The 15,612-nt window shown below is 70.1% G+C and carries 12 protein-coding genes; 3 read left to right on the plus strand and 9 right to left on the minus strand.

What is annotated here, in order from left to right; all coding sequences use genetic code 11:
• Nucleotides 1-33 precede the first annotated feature (33 nt).
• On the minus strand, nucleotides 34-1,728 hold the full coding sequence (locus AQJ67_RS05315; protein WP_079055831.1) for an AMP-binding protein: 1,695 nt from the start codon (nucleotides 1,726-1,728) through the stop codon (nucleotides 34-36).
• Nucleotides 1,729-1,836: 108 nt separating this feature from the next.
• Between AQJ67_RS05315 and AQJ67_RS05320 the strand changes: the two genes are divergently transcribed.
• Nucleotides 1,837-2,700, plus strand: a complete 864-nt coding sequence (locus tag AQJ67_RS05320; protein WP_062716858.1) for a helix-turn-helix transcriptional regulator — start codon at nucleotides 1,837-1,839, stop codon at nucleotides 2,698-2,700.
• Between the two features lie 113 nt (nucleotides 2,701-2,813).
• On the opposite strand, the gene AQJ67_RS05325 is transcribed toward AQJ67_RS05320, so the two are convergent.
• Nucleotides 2,814-3,431: a TetR/AcrR family transcriptional regulator gene (locus tag AQJ67_RS05325; RefSeq protein WP_063807286.1), complete on the minus strand. Its 618-nt coding sequence runs from the start codon at nucleotides 3,429-3,431 to the stop codon at nucleotides 2,814-2,816.
• Nucleotides 3,432-3,706: 275 nt separating this feature from the next.
• Nucleotides 3,707-4,219 (minus strand): 2,4'-dihydroxyacetophenone dioxygenase family protein, encoded by a 513-nt coding sequence (locus AQJ67_RS05330; protein ID WP_062716860.1) that lies wholly within the window; start codon nucleotides 4,217-4,219, stop codon nucleotides 3,707-3,709.
• A gap of 147 nt (nucleotides 4,220-4,366) precedes the next feature.
• Between AQJ67_RS05330 and AQJ67_RS05335 the strand changes: the two genes are divergently transcribed.
• Nucleotides 4,367-5,344 (plus strand): AraC-like ligand-binding domain-containing protein, encoded by a 978-nt coding sequence (locus tag AQJ67_RS05335; RefSeq protein ID WP_062716861.1) that lies wholly within the window; start codon nucleotides 4,367-4,369, stop codon nucleotides 5,342-5,344.
• A gap of 311 nt (nucleotides 5,345-5,655) precedes the next feature.
• On the opposite strand, the gene AQJ67_RS05340 is transcribed toward AQJ67_RS05335, so the two are convergent.
• Both AQJ67_RS05340 and AQJ67_RS05345 read right to left on the minus strand, forming a co-directional pair.
• Nucleotides 5,656-6,894 (minus strand): MFS transporter, encoded by a 1,239-nt coding sequence (locus tag AQJ67_RS05340; RefSeq protein WP_062716862.1) that lies wholly within the window; start codon nucleotides 6,892-6,894, stop codon nucleotides 5,656-5,658.
• Nucleotides 6,813-8,549, minus strand: coding sequence for a SpoIIE family protein phosphatase (locus AQJ67_RS05345; protein ID WP_062716863.1), 1,737 nt, complete (start codon nucleotides 8,547-8,549; stop codon nucleotides 6,813-6,815). The genes AQJ67_RS05340 and AQJ67_RS05345 overlap by 82 nt, the downstream gene beginning before the upstream one ends.
• 30 nt (nucleotides 8,550-8,579) lie before the next feature.
• Here AQJ67_RS05345 and AQJ67_RS05350 point away from each other — a divergent pair, with 30 nt between their 5' ends.
• Nucleotides 8,580-9,353, plus strand: coding sequence for an SDR family NAD(P)-dependent oxidoreductase (locus AQJ67_RS05350; protein ID WP_062716864.1), 774 nt, complete (start codon nucleotides 8,580-8,582; stop codon nucleotides 9,351-9,353).
• 307 nt (nucleotides 9,354-9,660) lie between these two features.
• Here the strand turns inward: AQJ67_RS05350 and AQJ67_RS05355 are convergent, their stop codons facing one another.
• The 4 genes from AQJ67_RS05355 to AQJ67_RS05370 form a co-directional block, all read right to left on the minus strand.
• The gene (locus AQJ67_RS05355) at nucleotides 9,661-9,951 is read right to left on the minus strand and encodes a hypothetical protein (protein ID WP_062716865.1); all 291 of its coding nucleotides are present in this window, start codon (nucleotides 9,949-9,951) and stop codon (nucleotides 9,661-9,663) included.
• Between the two features lie 1,105 nt (nucleotides 9,952-11,056).
• Nucleotides 11,057-12,679: an ABC transporter substrate-binding protein gene (locus tag AQJ67_RS05360; protein WP_079055790.1), complete on the minus strand. Its 1,623-nt coding sequence runs from the start codon at nucleotides 12,677-12,679 to the stop codon at nucleotides 11,057-11,059.
• Between the two features lie 104 nt (nucleotides 12,680-12,783).
• Nucleotides 12,784-13,842 (minus strand): esterase-like activity of phytase family protein, encoded by a 1,059-nt coding sequence (locus AQJ67_RS05365; protein ID WP_062716866.1) that lies wholly within the window; start codon nucleotides 13,840-13,842, stop codon nucleotides 12,784-12,786.
• A 191-nt stretch (nucleotides 13,843-14,033) separates the two neighbouring features.
• Complete coding sequence (locus AQJ67_RS05370; RefSeq protein WP_062716867.1) at nucleotides 14,034-15,536, minus strand: ABC transporter substrate-binding protein; 1,503 nt, start codon at nucleotides 15,534-15,536, stop codon at nucleotides 14,034-14,036.
• Nucleotides 15,537-15,612 lie beyond the last annotated feature (76 nt).

A 15,612-nucleotide genomic window follows, 5' to 3' on the forward strand; every position in this document is an offset into this window, starting at 1 on the left:
CGGTCCCCGTTCTCTCTTCCGGGTGCGGAGGTGTCAGTGGCCGTCCAGGTCCGCCCGGCGCCGCTCGCGCAGGACGAAGCGCTGGATCTTCCCGCTGGGTGTCTTCGGCAGCCGGTCGGTGAAGTGGATGGTGCGCGGGTAGGCGTGAGCGGCGAACCGGGTCTTGACCAGTTGCTGCAGCTCCCCGACGAGTGCGTCGTCACCCACCGTGCCGGGGCGCAGGACCACGAAGGCTTCGAGGACCTCTCCACGCAGTGCGTCAGGAACTCCGACGACCGCGACGTCGGCCACCTGCGGGTGCTGCACCAGGACGCTCTCGACGTCGAAGGGACCGATGCGGTACCCGGCCATGATGATGACGTCGTCGTCCCGGGCGGAGAAGAAGAAGTAGCCGTCCTCGTCCCGGCTGCCGGCGTCGCCGGTCAGGTACCACCGGCCGTCGGCGGAGAAGCGTTCAGCGGTCTTCTCGGGGGCACCAGAGTATCCGGAGAACCACATCAGCGGGCTGTCGGCGACCTTGATCGCGACGCGCCCCGCTGTCCCCGCCGGGGCGGGCTCGTCCCGTTCGTCGTGCAGGATCTCGGCCGACCAGCCGGGCAGGGGCCTGCCCATCGACCCAGGCAGGAGGGGGGATCGTACGGTGTCGGCCCAGCCGTTGACGATGACCATGCCGTGCTCGGTCTGACCGTAGTGGTCCCGGACGGGGACGCCGAGCGTCTGCTCAGCCCAGCTGATCACCTCAGGCGTGAGCGGCTCACCTGCGGAGGACGCGGTACGCAGCCGCACGCCGTCCGGCACGGACGCCACATCATTGCGCAGGCTGCGGTAGACCGTGGGGGCCGCGGTGAAGTTCGTGACCCCGAATTCACGCATCACCCGCCAGGTCAGCGTCGGTGAGAAGCCGGAGTGCAGGAGCAGGCTCCGGTGGCCCGCGGCCAACGGGCCGAGGACGGCGTAGTACAGCCCATAGGCCCAGCCCGGGTCGGCGGCGTTCCAGAACACGTCGTCGCGCCGGACGTCCAGCCCGTACTCCAGGTACGCCTGGAACGAGGCCAGCGCCCTGACGGGGACGGGCACGCCCTTCGGCGTACCGGTGGTCCCGGAGGTGAAGAGCTGGACCATAGCCGCGTCTCCCCCACGGGCTACCGCTCGGCCTTCTGGCTCGTCCCCGCTGTATGTGGCGAGCAGACCGCCGAGCGACAGCTCACCCTCAGCCGGTTGGCCGCCCGCCACCACGATCCGCCACGGGGCCTCGGCGGGCATGTCGTCACCAGGCAGGAGCTTGTGCCGCTGGTCGGCGTCAACGACGACAGCCTTGGCCGCGCTCGCCTCCAGGCGCAGGGCGATGGCGGGCGGGGCGAAGGCGGTGAACAGCGGTACGTGCACCGCACCACGACGCCAGATACCCAACAGTGTCACGACCAGGTCGGCGGACTTGCCCATCAGAACGGCCACCGCGTCACCCGGGTCGACGCCGATGCCGGCCAGAGCGGCGGCGCATCGCGCCGAGTCACGCCGGAGCTCACCGAAGGTGAGGTCACGGGACGACAGATCGGCCTCGATGACGGTGAAGGCCACGGCGCCCGCGGGGTGCCGGTCGCACAGCAACTCGGCAGCACACGCTTGTGGAGAATCGAACCGGGCCAGCAGCTCCCGGACCCGCTCCGCCGCCGCGGCCCGAGCATCGGCTTCCCGTTGCTCACTGACAGATTGGTTGGTCTTGCTCACGATCAACTCCACCCTGTCTCGGTCTGCGGTCTCTTTGAGATGGCGTGACAGCGACTTATGCTCCGGGACACGTGGATGGCCGACTACCCCCGGAAAGGGGCAGGGGCAATGCAGCCCATTTGGGACATATCGATGCGCCCCGACGACGGTGACGCGTTCAGACAGGCACTGCGACTGGCCCAGCGACGCTGCGACTTCCCTGTCGTGTTCGGCGGCCCCGTCCAGGGTGAAGTCCTGCACCTGACACAACACATCGGGGTCCAGACGGCGGGCCTGCGTGGACTCTGCGTCCTGGCCGCTACGGGCCTGGGCGGACACGTCCTCGTGGAGCGCCGCTCCGCTGCCGTGGCGGACTACGGCTCGGACGACTCCATCACCCACGACTACGACGCCCCCGTCCTCGCGGAACGCATCCGCTCGGTCGTGGCCGTTCCCGTCGTCGTGGCCGGTTCGGTACGCGGGGTGCTGTACGGGGCGACGCGCGCCTCGACGCCGCTCGGGGACCGCGCAACCGACGCCATGGCAGCCGCCTCACGACGGTTGGCGACCGAACTCGCCGTACGGGACGAGGTCGATCGGCGACTGAGGTTCCGGCTGGCGTCGGAGACCGGCACGGGGCACGGCACGAGCCACAACGAAGCCGAGGAGATCCGCGAGCTGCACGCGGAGCTCCGCGTCATCGCACAGACCGTGCGGGACGACTCACTACGCGATCGGCTCCTCGATGTCTCCCGGCGTTTGGCCGGCCTCGGCGCGGCACAGGCGCCGGGGAGCCGTTCACGGCTGTCGCCCCGCGAGATCGACGTCCTGGCTCAGGTGGCCCTGGGATGCAGCAACGTCGAGGCGGCTGTTCGCCTGTCTCTCAAACCTGAAACGGTCAAGGCGTACCTACGGAGCGCCATGCGCAAGCTCAACGCACACACACGGTTCGAAGCCGTGGTCGCCGCCCGGCGCGGGGGTCTTCTCCCCTAGTACACCGACAGAGCCCGGAGCACGCTCTCCACGAGGTTGGTGATCATGACATGCCAAGAGTGAGCCGTGCCGGGCCCTCGGTCTGCGGACGGCGGCAGTGGGCCGACCGCGGGTCAGTTGTCGGGAAGCAGGTGGCCGAAGCCGGTGAGCATGGCCCGCAGCCCGAGGGTGAAGGAGTGCTCCGCGCGGGTGTGGTCGGTGGGGGTCTGATCCAGTACGGCGCTGAGGTGCGGTGCTGTTTCGCGGGTGACGTCGGAGACCATGACCGGGGGCGAGACCATGTCGAGGGCAGAGCCGAGAATGAAGCTCTCCAGTGCGTTGACCAGCGGCATGACCTGGGCTTCGGCGAACCCCGCGGAGAGCAGCAGCTCGGCGACCTTCTCGTACATGGCGTGCATGAAGGGCTCGGCGAGCGGGGCTACCGCGAGGAGCGGCACCGCGCCGGGGTGCGCGGCGAACGCGGCGAGGTAGGAGCGGGCCCAGGCCTCCAGGGCCTGGTCCCAGGGCTTGGACCAGTCCTGGTCGGCGCCACCGGTGGCCCCGGTCAGCTCCTCACGCATGAGGGAGATGATCTCGTCACGGCCCGAGACATGGTGGTAGAGCGCTGACGGGGCCACGCCGAGCGCACGGGCCAGCGCGGGGATGGTGAGAGTGCCCTGCTCATCGACCACGCGCAGTGCGGCGGCGCCGATGCGACGCCGGTCCAGCAAGGGGGTGCGTGGCCGTGGCACGGGGGCTCCTTGTCTCATGCGTGCGGCGCGGACCGCTCGGGCCGCCGTCGAGCCCCAGTCGTCACCGAATGGTTTTCAGTGACACTCTCCCCCGCCTGGAGCGACGCCCAGACTACCGGAAACCGAACGCCTTCCAGTTTCCGGGTCCGGGCGTCGTACAGGAGGGCACTGCCACGCCATGGATGCAGAGATCCCTTTGCGGTCCCCGTACGGCCGTGGTCGACCTGGCGGGCGGGACGCTGCTGCCCGCGTTCGGCGGGCACGCCTCGACCTGCTCAGAGGTAGAGCCGTTCGTTGATCTTCAAGCCGTTCTCACGGCAGTAGGTCTCGTAGTGGTCGATGAACCAGAACACGTCGACCGTCTCCATGACGCGGTCCTCCTCGTCGAGGAACTCCAGCGGTCCGTTGAGCCAGAACATCGTCTTCATCCCGTGCTCGGAGTAGAGGGTGTGGCTGCGCCCTGGGCTCTCCCGGACGAAGTCTCCCGGCTTCCCGACCCAGTCGTACTCCAGGTAGCGCCAGCTGCCTTCGAGGACATATCCGGAGACCGGGCCGCGGTGACGGTGGCGCCCCAGCGTGCCGCCCTCCTGCACCCACAGCACGTTGGCGGCGCTGCTGCCGCGCACGTCGAAGGTGAGGTGCTTGATGAACACATTGGGCACGAACGGCACCCAGGGGCTGCTGTCCGCGCTGATGTACCCCTCCTCCAAGGCGTACTTGTCCCGCATGCGGTCCACGCGCGCCTCGGTCGCGACGGACTGCGCCATGATCTCTTCGGACGTTGTCATGTCACCCTGCCTCATTGCCTAGGTGGTGTGTGGGTGCGAACGTACGGTGCTGCCTGCGTCGAGGGCTTGACTGAGGCGGCACGGTTACTTGAACCTGAGCGCACCCGCTACGGGGTCTTTGGAGGTGCGAAGCAAGGTGGCACCGGTATGACGTTCAACTTCTCCACCGCGCCACTCGACAGCCGCGCTCAGCTGGACTACTGGCGTGAGGTGGTCTCCACGACGTTCGTCGAGTACGAGATGGACGTGCCGCGGGGTGCGTCCCGCGGATTCCTGGGGCAGGTCACGGCCCAGACGCTGGGCGGCCTGGGAGTCGCGAGGGTGGTCTCCGACCCGCACACGGTGTTCCGGTCACCGAGGCTGATCCGCAGGTCCGGCGAAGACGACGTCCTGGTGAACCTGGCCGTGCGGGGCCGCGTCACGGTGACTCAGCAGGAGCGTGACGCCGTCCTGCGCCCCGGTGACTTCACCGTCTATGACAGCGCGCTGCCCTGCCGGATCGTGTGTCCCGACCCGTTCGAACTGCTGGTACTGAAGGTGCCCCGGCCGCTGTTCGACGCGCACTGCCCACTGGCGCGGGACACGATGGCCACTCCGGTGCCAGGCGATCAGGGTGCGGGAGCACTCTTCGCACCGTTCTTCCGCTCTCTGAGCAACCACGCGTCCGGTCTGTCCCTCGACATGAGCGCGCGAATCGGCGTCACCCTGCTGGAACTGCTGGCCACGGCCCTGTACAGCGAGAGCGACTCCGGCGTCCGGCTCAACGTGCCCAGAGCAGCCCATATGAGCCGCGCCCGCCGGTACATCATCGACCACATCGCCGAGCCTGACCTGTCACCCGCCATGGTCGCCCAGGCGCTGGGAATCTCCGTCCGCTACCTCCACACGATCTTCCGAGCCGAGGACACCTCACCGTCTCGCTCGATCTTGCGGCAGCGGATCGACACCGCCGCCAGGCTCCTCGCCGACCCGAGCCGGGCGGGCTGGAGTGTCACGGACATCGCCTACGCGGTCGGCTTCAAAGACGCCTCGCACTTCACTCGCGCGTTCAAGAGCCGCCACGGCGTCAGCCCGCGCGAGTACCGCAAAGAACGCTCGGCTGCTCCACAGGTGCCTGCCTCATGACGGTGGCGAAGGTCTGAAGGAGCCGCTGCGCAAGGCCGGCATCGAGCTCGTCGCGCCCAAGGGAAAGGCACGGGCGGACGCCGTACTGGTCGGCTGGCACCGCCGACGGCCGGGCCCTGGGCACGTCTCGGGCCATCTGCGCCATGATCAGCAGTGCCACGGGCGCCGCCGAGCAGATCGTCGGCAAGCCCTCGCTGATCGGCCTGCGATGCGCCGCACCAAACTTGCGGGCCGAGCCGCACGAACTGGCCGTCATGGGCGCCGACCCTGAACTGGAGCCCGACCGCATGTGGTGCGCCGGCCTGCCCAGATCAGGCCCCCTCAGGGGTGGTGGCGGGTGCGTCGGTGTCGTGGGGGGAGACCACGGCGGCCACGCGGGGCCGGGTCTCCACCGCGGGGGCGAGCAAGGCCGCGCAGCCGACACATGCGAGGACGGCGAGCATGGCGGGGCGCAGGCCGACGTGGTCGCCGAGGAAGCCGAGACCGGGCGGCCCGACGAGGAAGGCGACGTAGCCGATGATGGCCACCAGACTGACCCGGGCCGTCGGGTCGGGGCCGGACTCTCCGGCGGCCGAGAGCGCGAGGGGGAAGCCCAGCGAGGCACCCAGCCCCCACAACAGCACGCTGGCTCCGGCGAGGACAGCATTGTCGGACACGATCACGAGGAGCAGGCCGAGTGCCCCGGATATGGCACTGGCCCTTACGACGGCGGTACTGCCGAAGCGGTTCAGGAAGAACGTGCCGGAGAACCGGCCCAGTGTCATCGCGGCGGCGAATCCGGCGTAGACGAGAGAACCCGATGCGGCGTCCATGCCATGCCCGTCGACCATGAGAAGCGGCAGCCAGTCGTTGGCCGAGCCCTCGGCCAACGCCATGGCCATCACGATCGCACCGATGAGGAGGAGCTTCCCGTCCTTCCACACCGCTGGGCGGTGCCGCCCTCCACCATCGGTTCCGTGCGGCTTCTCGGGTAGGGCACGGCCGGTGCCCGCCGGGATGAAGCGCACCGAACAGAGGTAGAGGCCGGCGGCCAGTGGAACGACAGCCGCGAGGTGCCACTGGACCGGCACCCCGGCCGCCGTCGCCGCCATGCCCGCGCCGGCTCCGCCGACCGTGCCCAGGCTGAAGAAGCCGTGCAGGGCGGGCAGGGTGGTCCTGCCGCTGATCCGTTCGACGTCCGTGCCGTCGATGTTCACGGCGACATCGCCGACGCCCAGACCTGCGCCGAAAGCACACAGCCCCGCGGCCACCACCGCTGCCGACGTGACGAGACTGCCCACACTGATCACGGCCATGCCGACAATGAGCAGCCATGTCCCCCAGGCGATCACGCGGCGTGTCCCGAATCCGGACACCAGCCGCCCTGACAAGGCGATCCCCACCATGGAGCCGAGTGACAGCCCGAACAGCACCAGCCCCATCTGCGCGGTGGACACGTCCAGCCGGTCCCGGATCGCGGGCGTTCGCGTCACCCACGACGACATCGCGATTCCGGCGAGCAGGAAGAGCAGGAACAGCGCGTGACGGCGCCGACGCACAGCCTGGTCCATGTGCATGCTTCTCCGTGGTTCGGGGCAGCTGTCGGCCGGGCGACGGCATCACCGACCACCCGGTTCGGACAAATGTACATACCCCAACTTCGGCTGCGTACCCATGGAGACGCCGAGGTGGGACAGCACGTGGCGCGCACAACCGAGTTCGCCGCTGGTGTCCGGGCCCAAGGCCGCGCCGAGCAGGGCGCGCGTGCCGCGGCGGACCGCTCCGGTCGATCGCGCATCGCACTGTCGGCCGAGTTCTCGGAGGGAAGCGACTGAACACGGACCAGCAGCAGGGTCACGTCGTCCTCGGCCGAACCGGCGGAGGACGACCCGGTGATCACGTCGCACAGAGTGTTGAGATCCTGTGCCGGATCGACCAGGGCACGGCAGAGACTCGCGATGCCGCTGTCCACTCCGTCCCGCCGGGACTCGATCAGTCCATCGGTGTAGAGAGCCAGCACGCTCCCCTCGGGCACCCGGACTTCGGCGCACTCGAAGGGCAGACCACCGATGCCGAGCGGCGGCCCCACCGACAACTCAAGCGGTTCCGGCGGGCGACCGGGCACTGAGACGACCGGCGCGAGGTGACCGGCGCTCGCAAGGACGCATGTCCCGGTGACTGGGTCGTAGACGGCGTAGAGACAGGTTGCGCCGAGCGCCTGGTCCTCCAAGGCGTCGCTGCCGGCCCGATGGATCCCTATGCGAGCCTGACCGACCAAGTCGTCCAACCGGGCAAGGAGTTCGTCAGGGGCCAGGTCCAGCGCGGCAAGGGCACGGACCGTGGTACGCAGTCGCCCCATGGTGGCTGCGGCGTTGAGGCCATGGCCCACCACGTCCCCCACGACCAGACCCACTCGCGCACCGGAGAGGGGGATGACGTCATACCAGTCGCCTCCGACACCGAGCGGACCGGCCGTGGGCACATACCTGTGTGCGACCTCAACGGCCGCCGGCTGCGGCACGACCTGGGGAAGGAGGCTGCGTTGCAGGGTCAGAGCCGCCTCGTGTTCGCGCGCGTAGCGGCGGGCGTTGTCGATGCAGACAGCCGCGCGAGAGACCAACTCCTCTGCCAACCCCTGGTCTTGAGCGCTGAATGGATACCGGGGCACCGTGCGGGTGAAGGTCACTGAGCCCAGGAGGGCGTCGCGGGCTACGAGCGGCAGGGCCAGGCGACGAGGGCCGTCGTTCTCGGCCGAGACGAGCAACCCGAGTCTCGGCGCGGAACCGGGCGGAGCCTCTGCGCTGCGGTCGATGACCCGCCGCATGGACGTACCGCTCCTGACATGAGCGGGTGAAGGCCGGCCGTCGGCCACGACGTTTTCTGCGAGGTCGACCTCGATGCGGTCGGCGAAGTCCGGAACGGCCACCGACGCCAAGTCCTGCGCCGTGCGTACGGCGGCAAGGCTGGTGCCGATCTCGCTGACCCGGCCCAGCAACGCTACGCGCAGTCCCGCTTCGTAGCGGCGCGTGATCTCATAGGCGGACTCGCACACTCCGAGGGGACGTCCGTCCTGGTCGGAGAGCCGGAAGTACGAACAGGACCAGACACGATGATGGTCCGGGTCGGCCGGTGAAGGGCTGCCGAAGAGCAGATCGAAGACGGGTTCGCCGCTGGCGAGTACCTCAGCGATGACGTCCTCGAGGATGCCGCCGCGCTCCGGCGACAAGATGACGCCCTGCGGGAGGTGCGAATCGAAATGTCCCTCAAAGACAAGGTCGTTTTGATAACCGGGGCAGGCTCAGGAATGGGCCGTGCCATGGTGAACGAGTTCCTCCTCGAAGGCGCGCGCGTCGCAGCCGTCGACATCAACGCGGACAACGTCCGCGAGGTCGTCGAAGAAGCCGACGCCGGTGACCGGGCGATCGCCGTGACCACCGATGTGGCAGACGAGGCATCCGTCGAGGCCTGTACCGCGGCCATCCTCGCGTGGTCCGGTCAGATCGACGTACTCTGCAACAACGCGGGGATCATCGACAGCTTCCGACCGGCCCACGAGATCTCCCTCCACGAGTGGAACCGCACCCTCGCGGTCAACCTGACGGGCCCCTTTCTGATGGCCCGCTCCGTCATCCGCAACAGCATGCTGCCCCGGTCCAAGGGCGCCATCGTCAACACCGCGTCAATATCGTCGTTCAGCGCCGCGGGTGGCGGCACCGCCTACACGGCTTCGAAGCACGGTGTCCTCGGCCTGACCCGTCAACTCACCTTCGACTACGGGCAGCACGGCATTCGCGTCAACGCCATCTGCCCGGGGGCCACATACACGAATCTCGCTGCTCCGGACGGCGGCTCGGACACGCTTCCCGACAGCGAGACCGAGATCGCCCGTACACCCGCCCGTCGCTGGGGCCAACCGCGGGAGATCGCCCGGCTGGCTGTTTACCTCGCAGGCGACGACGCCGACTTCATCCACGGCAGCGCCATGGTGATCGACGGTGGCTGGCTGAGCGCGGCGCGCAACCCGATCTGATCGCCTACGCCAGTCACAGCCTGACGGCCACGCTTCCGACCGTCAGGCGGGGCAGCTCGGAAGCCGGCCGAAGTCGGGCACACGACGAGTCGATGTTCCACTGGTCCAAGCCCTGGGCCCCCCTCAGCGGTCGCGGCGTCACAGCGGCCGGTTGTCACCCGACGACCGTACGGTCTCCGTGCCAGACACCACGCAGGTGGCCGCAGCGAAGTGCGGTGATGTCCGGCAGATGCTCTCCCCCGCCTCTGGACGGCAAGCGTGCAGGAACCCAGGACCGGCCGCGTGCGCCGCTCGCCCACCGCACACCTCAGTCAGTGCCCGGCGGCCGCGTAGTGTCACCCCCGTCCAGCCACGCGACGACGTCCAGATGGCCTGACCATGCGGCGCTCAGCGTCAGCACCAGCCGCCGCCGATCCGGTGGCATCTCCCGGTGCAGGTCCACCACGGACCGGTACACCGCCGCTATGGCGCGACTCCACGTGTCATCGGCATGCTTCAGCAGGTCGAGAACGCGTGCCGGTTCCGCCGTGACCAGCACGGTGGGATCGGAGAGCAGGGAACGCAGTTCGACGCGAGCGTCCCCGAGTCCTTCAGTCATGGCTGAGACCCTTCATGTCGTGTTGTCGCCGATGTCGTCGAAGCGGGCCACGCAGGGGCGACATCTCCTGTCACGTGGACCACGGGCGTGCCGCCGTCCTCGTCGGCACGGGAGGACTTGTGAGGCGGCGTCGAAGCTCATCCGGCGCGTGCTGCCCGGTTAGAGGCCGCGCGGGAGTTCGGAGCGCAAAGTGGTGCGGTCGTCGTCACCGACGGAGGCCAGGGCGTGGGCGGCGAAGTGGACAGCGTCGTTCTCGGCCGCCCATACGGCCAGCGGATGCCTGGGGAGCGGGCACGGAGCACGGCGGCGAACGCCGGGGCGGGGCCGGCGCCTGCCTCCGTGGCTTTCGGGCCGATCTGACACGTCCTCGCCGGCGGTGAGAAGGGCAACGGCGGGGACATGCCCGCCCGCGCCCCGGGCACCTTCGGCGGCCCGCGTCACGCAGCGCCTCGGCCAAGACGGCCGCCCGGTCGGAGCTCACCCAGCGAAGGCGAAGAGGACGCGTCGTGCCGCCGGTCGGCGATGCGACGTCGTACCGGTGCAGTCCTGGTCGTCGGCGGCCCCTCCGACGCTCCCGGCCGGTCCGGCTTCCCGTGCGCGGTCCGGTACAGCACGCCCGTAGCGGCCCCGGTGCCGGACACCGACCGGCCTGTCGCCTGGTGGGCGAGGACGCAGCCGAACGTAAAGAGGTCGCCGAGGGGCCTGGTGGCCTGCCCGCGGGCCCTCGGGTGAGAGGTGGCCGGGCGAGCGGACGACGGTGTCACCCCCTGGGAAGCACCGTTCCGCCGACGACGGTGCCATCCGCGAAGAGCACGGTCCGCCAGGTCGGCCGACGGCACGTTCGCGGGCCGGACGTCCTGATGGACCAGCTTGGCCGTGCCTGGCCGTGTGCACCCCGTCCAGCGCTCCGGCCCGACGCGGCACCGGGGCGGCCGGGCCGCGCCTCGAACCAGGGTCCGTTCGGCGCGCCGGCTCCGGCAGGCAGGCGGTGGCCGGCCACGGCTCGCGTGCCTCGGCGTCAACCGCGACGACCGGGACGATCCACCGGCCGGTGAGGCATGAGGCGAGCTCCGCATCCTGGCGGAAGCGGGCCCGGAAAGCTGGGTCACCGGCGTACAACGCGCGGATCACCCTCCCGCGCACCGGGCGAAGTGCGGCGAGCACGCCAGGTGGACTGCGCCGATCCCGCCGGCGCGGAGCCGCCCGGCGAGTCTCTTCCGTCGATCACGGTCCGGGCCAAGGACGCGGGCCGTTCCATGTCAGCCGCCTCCGCCCGCCGCCTCGGCCGGCGCGGGGCCGTCGTCGCGCACTCCAGATCACTGAGGGACCCCAGCTGCCGGAAACGTCCGTCGTGGACCTGGTGGACGAAGGTGTCGTCCACCCAGCCCCGCTCGCTGTTGTTGTACTGGTGGTATCGGCCGAAGGTGTACGTCCTGGCGATGCCCTCGTACTTCGCCTTCGCCAGCCGCTCGGCCAGGTCGGCCCGCGCCGGGCGCCGACGCCCCCCGGCCGGGACCGTCCGCGCGAACTCGGCGAGCAGCAGCCGCACGCTGTCGTACGCCTCGGTCGCGTACGGCTCCGGGGCACCGCCGTAGCGCCCTCGCCACGCCGCGATGAAGTCCTTGGCCCTCCGCGTCGTCAGCGCGGCGGGGTCCACTTCCGACGTCACCACGTACCAGCCCTCGCCGGCGTCGCCCGCCCGGCTCGGGAAGTCGGATCCGTACAGCTGGTGCTGCATCCAGCGCGGCCCGGTGAAGTCGGCCGCCGCCAGTTGCCGTGCCGCGCGGACGGTGGCGTCCAGGGAGCCCAGATAGGCCACAGCCTGGACCCTTTCGTCGAGCAGTTCGCGGACCGCCTTCGGACCGCCGTCCGCGTCCTCGTCCACGGTCCGGGCGACGACCTCGCCGCCGAGGTTGTCCCGCCACTGCTGGACCAGCAGGGCGCCCTGGTCCTGGATGCCCGTGCCTCCGGAGCGGTCGATCACGACGCCGACCCGCACCACCTGACCGGTCACCAGGGCGTGGAGCGCGATACAGCCGCCGAGAGCGGAGTCCGCGGCACCGCTCTGGAAGGAGGAGTTCGGCGACGACAGAAAGTAGTCCTGTCGGCCCGTGGTGCTGGACATATGGGTGAGCCCGGCTCCGCCGTAAACGGCCGCGGCCGTCCGCATCGGTATCTCGGCCACCGGCCCCAGTACGGCGACGACGTTCCGGTCGGCCGTGAACCTCCGGGCCACCTCGCGCGCCGTACTCGCGTCGCCCCGGTCGGCGAGGACCTTCACCTCGAGGTCGTAGGCGCGCCCCTTCGCCGCGTTGTGCTGGGCGACCGCGAGGCGGGCGGCGCGTTCGCAGGCCCAGCTGACGGCGGCGTCCGCGGTTCCGGTGCTGGCGTGCACACCGAGGAGGTACATGGGGCGCGTTGTGCTGCCAGGCGGCTTCTCGTGGTCGTTCCCCCATGCCGCCACCGTCGCTCCGGTCCCGCCCCCGGCGATCAGCAGCGCACCGCCGGCCAGCAGCAGGCGGCGGCGTACGGGCCGGACGGGAGTGGCCGGCTCGGCCTGCTCGTCCACGACCGTGGGCTCGGCGCCGGGCCGGACGTGGCTCTCGCCCGGCCGTGCGGCGACCATCCGGGAGACGGAGTCGGGCACCCGGTCGCCGATGTCGTCCAGGGGCTCCTCACCAGTGAGCGGGCGCCGTACAGCGCAGCCCCCCGACCCGAACTTGAACATACGTTCGACTCCTGTTTCCGTTGTCAGCGGAGCAGCACATCGACGCGCTCTGTGCTGCCGATTCCCTTGCGAAGAAGGCCGGTCGAGGTGCTCCCCCTCAACCCTCAGTGCGGCAGCCGGACATCGAGGGAGTACAGGCGGGTGATCTGGGTGTCGCGCTCGTTGTCGTCGCTGGCCAGCAGGACCCGAAGGCGCCCGTTGGCCGTGCCGCCCGTCACGGTGAGCGCCTCGATGTTGTCCAGCAGAGGGTTGCGCTGGGGCTGCTCGGACGTGGCCCCGAGTGACGGACAGTCGGCGAGGTCGGCCAGCAGGGTCTTGCGAACGAGGCGGACCGTGCCGTCCGACGTGAGGGTCTCGGTCTCGCTCACGTCCTGAGCGCGGCGCGAATCGGCCAGGAAGAGTCGGACGGTGTTGCCGACTCCCGCGGTGAAGCCTCGTTCGAGGACGAGCAGCCGGCCGTCGCCGAGGCCGGCGAGCTCCACGGCACCGAGGCCCTCGTCCGTCCGGTAGCCGTACTGGGCACCCGTCCTGAACGGCGCGCCGGGAAGCTCGCGGTGCCAGGTCTGGAACCGGACCACGCCGGGCTCGTCACCGGAGAGCGCGCCTTCCATGGAAGCGATCAGAGTGTGTCCGCCGGGCTGGAGCGTCAGCCCTTCGAAGGTCTGGTTGCGCACCGCCCGCCCCGACGGGGCGACGGCCAGTTCGGCCGGCACGGGCAGCGCCTCCAGTGCCGTGCCGTCGCGGTCGTAGCGGGTGACGGAGGGTTCGGTCTCGGAGCCGATCAGCCGGGTGCCGTCCCGGTCGACGGCCAGCCCCTCGGAGTCCGGCGCCCTGTCGTTGAGATCGGTCAGCGGGGTGACGGACACCGCCTCGGCGCTCAACGAACGGGCCCGCTCACGCACCTTGAGCGAGTAGAGGAACGATTCGTCGGACACGGCGGCGATACGGCCGCCCCGGTCCACTGCCAAAGCGGAGATGCTGCCCACGAAGACGCCGTCGAGCGTCCGCTTGTCCAGGTCGTCGGAGAAGGCCCGGATACGGACCAGGCCGGAGCAGTCGTTCGCCGACGTGGACGGCGACGCCTGGGCGTCTCCGCCACTGAGCACGAGGCACCCGGCCATTCCCATGACCAGGGCAGCAGTGATCGACGTACGCAAGCGCATAAAGAACTCCTTCAGCGCCGAGAAAGGATAGGGAGGGAGAACCCAGGAATCAGGTCGTGCTGCTTTGATGCGACAACGGCCCGTCGTACAAGCCGAGTTCGGGACTTGCGATGGTTGGCCACAGCGGCCCGGGCCGGCGCCCCGCGCGTGCGGGGTCGCGGGCAGGGCAGCGGCGCGGCAGGACACTCGGTTCAGCGTCGGGTCCCGGTCCCGACCAACTGCCGCTCATAGGGATCGAGCAGCGCGCCCCGCACGGACGTGCCGATACCGGTGACGACCTTCAGGTGCGCGAGGGGAACCACCGCGTCGGTGCCGAGAATCGCGGCTTCGGCCTTGCGGACGGCCGCCTGCCGCTCGGCGGCGTCGGTGACGGTCCGGGCGTCCGCGACGGCGCGGTCGACCGTCCTGTCGCACAGCAGCGAAACGTTGTACGTACCGTCGCAGGTGAAGTCGCTGGAGAGGACGGACACGGGGTCACCGGTGTCGAGCATCATGTTGCGCGAGCTGACCGCGGCGTCGAACCTCCCGGCCAGCAGGTCGCTTTCGAGCCGCGCGTAGTCACGCACCTCCAGCTTCACCTTGAACCCGGCCCGCTGCAGCTGCTGTTGCAGCACCTGGGCGACCTCGGGCAGTTCGGGCCGGCTGGTGAAGGTGGCGATGGTGATGCTCCGGCCGGCGGGGGCGGTGGCCTCGGCCCGTCCGGTGGGCTCGATCCGCTTGCCGGACGCCGGGTTCAAGGCGGGACCGTACAGGCCCTGGGCGGGTTCGGCCTGCCCCTCGTAGACGTCCTCGGCGATGACGGACGTGTCGATCGCCTCGCGTGCCGCGGCCCGCAGTCCCGCGTCGGCGAAGGCACCGGACTTGGTGTTGAGGTACAGAACGGTGGCGCGGGCGGTATTCGTCTCGTGGACGGTGTCCTTGTCCAGCGAGGAGAGCTGGGCGACGGGGAGGGCCTCGGCGATGTCCACCTGGCCGGAGCGCAGGGCGTTGGCGCGGGCGGTGCCGTCGGCGATGAACCTGGCGTCGATGCCAGGGGCTTGGGCGCGCCCTCCCCAGTAGCCGTCGAAGCGGTCCAGAGCGGCGGCCGTGGTGCCGATGATCCTGGTGAGTTCGAAGGGCCCCGTCGCGGTGCCGGCCGGGTCCACACCGCCCTGTTTGTCGTACGCCTTGGGGGAGAACACCGCCAGGCTCGGGCTGGACATGCGCTGCGGCAGTACCGGGTCGGCGGCACCGGTGGCGATCCGCACCCGGTCCTCTCCCACCGCCTCGGCGGTCAGCTTCACTCCGGAGAGGGCGGCGGGGGCCGGCTCGGCCTCGGCGGCGTGCGTGAGGGAGGAGGCGACGGCCTGGGCGGTGACCTCACTGCCGTCCTGGAACCTGGCGTCCCGCAGCGTGAACAACCAGCTCCGCCCGCCCTTCTCGCTGGTCCACGACTCGGCGAGCGCGGGGACCGCGGTGCCGTTGGCGTCCAGCTTGGTGAGTCCCTCGGAGACACCTAGCTTGGACAGGTGGAGGGCGTCCTCGCCGTACGGGGAGAAGTTCTGCTTCGGCGTGAAGGCCAGCGCCACCCGTATCCGGCCGCTCTTCCCGGAGCCGGCCGAGTCCGAAGCGGGGGCATCGTAGGAGGAGAAACACCCGGTAAGGAGTGGAGCGAGGAGCAGGCCGGACATCAGCCGACGGCAAGGTTCTCTCATGTTCCCGTTTCTTGTCTGTCAGTTGTGCCGAGACGGCGGCGCCACATCGCGCAACAGCAACCATGCCGTAACCGCC

It is taken from the genome of Streptomyces caeruleatus (assembly GCF_001514235.1).
GTDB classification, from domain to species: Bacteria; Actinomycetota; Actinomycetes; order Streptomycetales; family Streptomycetaceae; genus Streptomyces; species Streptomyces caeruleatus.

Excerpts from the sequence above, each read along its gene's own strand:
- AQJ67_RS05320 (WP_062716858.1), top strand. The coding sequence starts at position 1,837 with ATGCAGCCCATTTGGGACATATCGATGCGCCCCGACGACGGTGACGCG.
- AQJ67_RS05330 (WP_062716860.1), bottom strand. The coding sequence starts at position 4,219 with ATGACAACGTCCGAAGAGATCATGGCGCAGTCCGTCGCGACCGAGGCG.
- AQJ67_RS05335 (WP_062716861.1), top strand. The coding sequence starts at position 4,367 with ATGACGTTCAACTTCTCCACCGCGCCACTCGACAGCCGCGCTCAGCTG.
- AQJ67_RS05340 (WP_062716862.1), bottom strand. The coding sequence starts at position 6,894 with ATGGACCAGGCTGTGCGTCGGCGCCGTCACGCGCTGTTCCTGCTCTTC.
- AQJ67_RS05350 (WP_062716864.1), top strand. The coding sequence starts at position 8,580 with ATGTCCCTCAAAGACAAGGTCGTTTTGATAACCGGGGCAGGCTCAGGA.
- AQJ67_RS05355 (WP_062716865.1), bottom strand. The coding sequence starts at position 9,951 with ATGACTGAAGGACTCGGGGACGCTCGCGTCGAACTGCGTTCCCTGCTC.
- AQJ67_RS05360 (WP_079055790.1), bottom strand. The coding sequence starts at position 12,679 with ATGTTCAAGTTCGGGTCGGGGGGCTGCGCTGTACGGCGCCCGCTCACT.
- AQJ67_RS05365 (WP_062716866.1), bottom strand. The coding sequence starts at position 13,842 with ATGCGCTTGCGTACGTCGATCACTGCTGCCCTGGTCATGGGAATGGCC.
- AQJ67_RS05370 (WP_062716867.1), bottom strand. The coding sequence starts at position 15,536 with ATGAGAGAACCTTGCCGTCGGCTGATGTCCGGCCTGCTCCTCGCTCCA.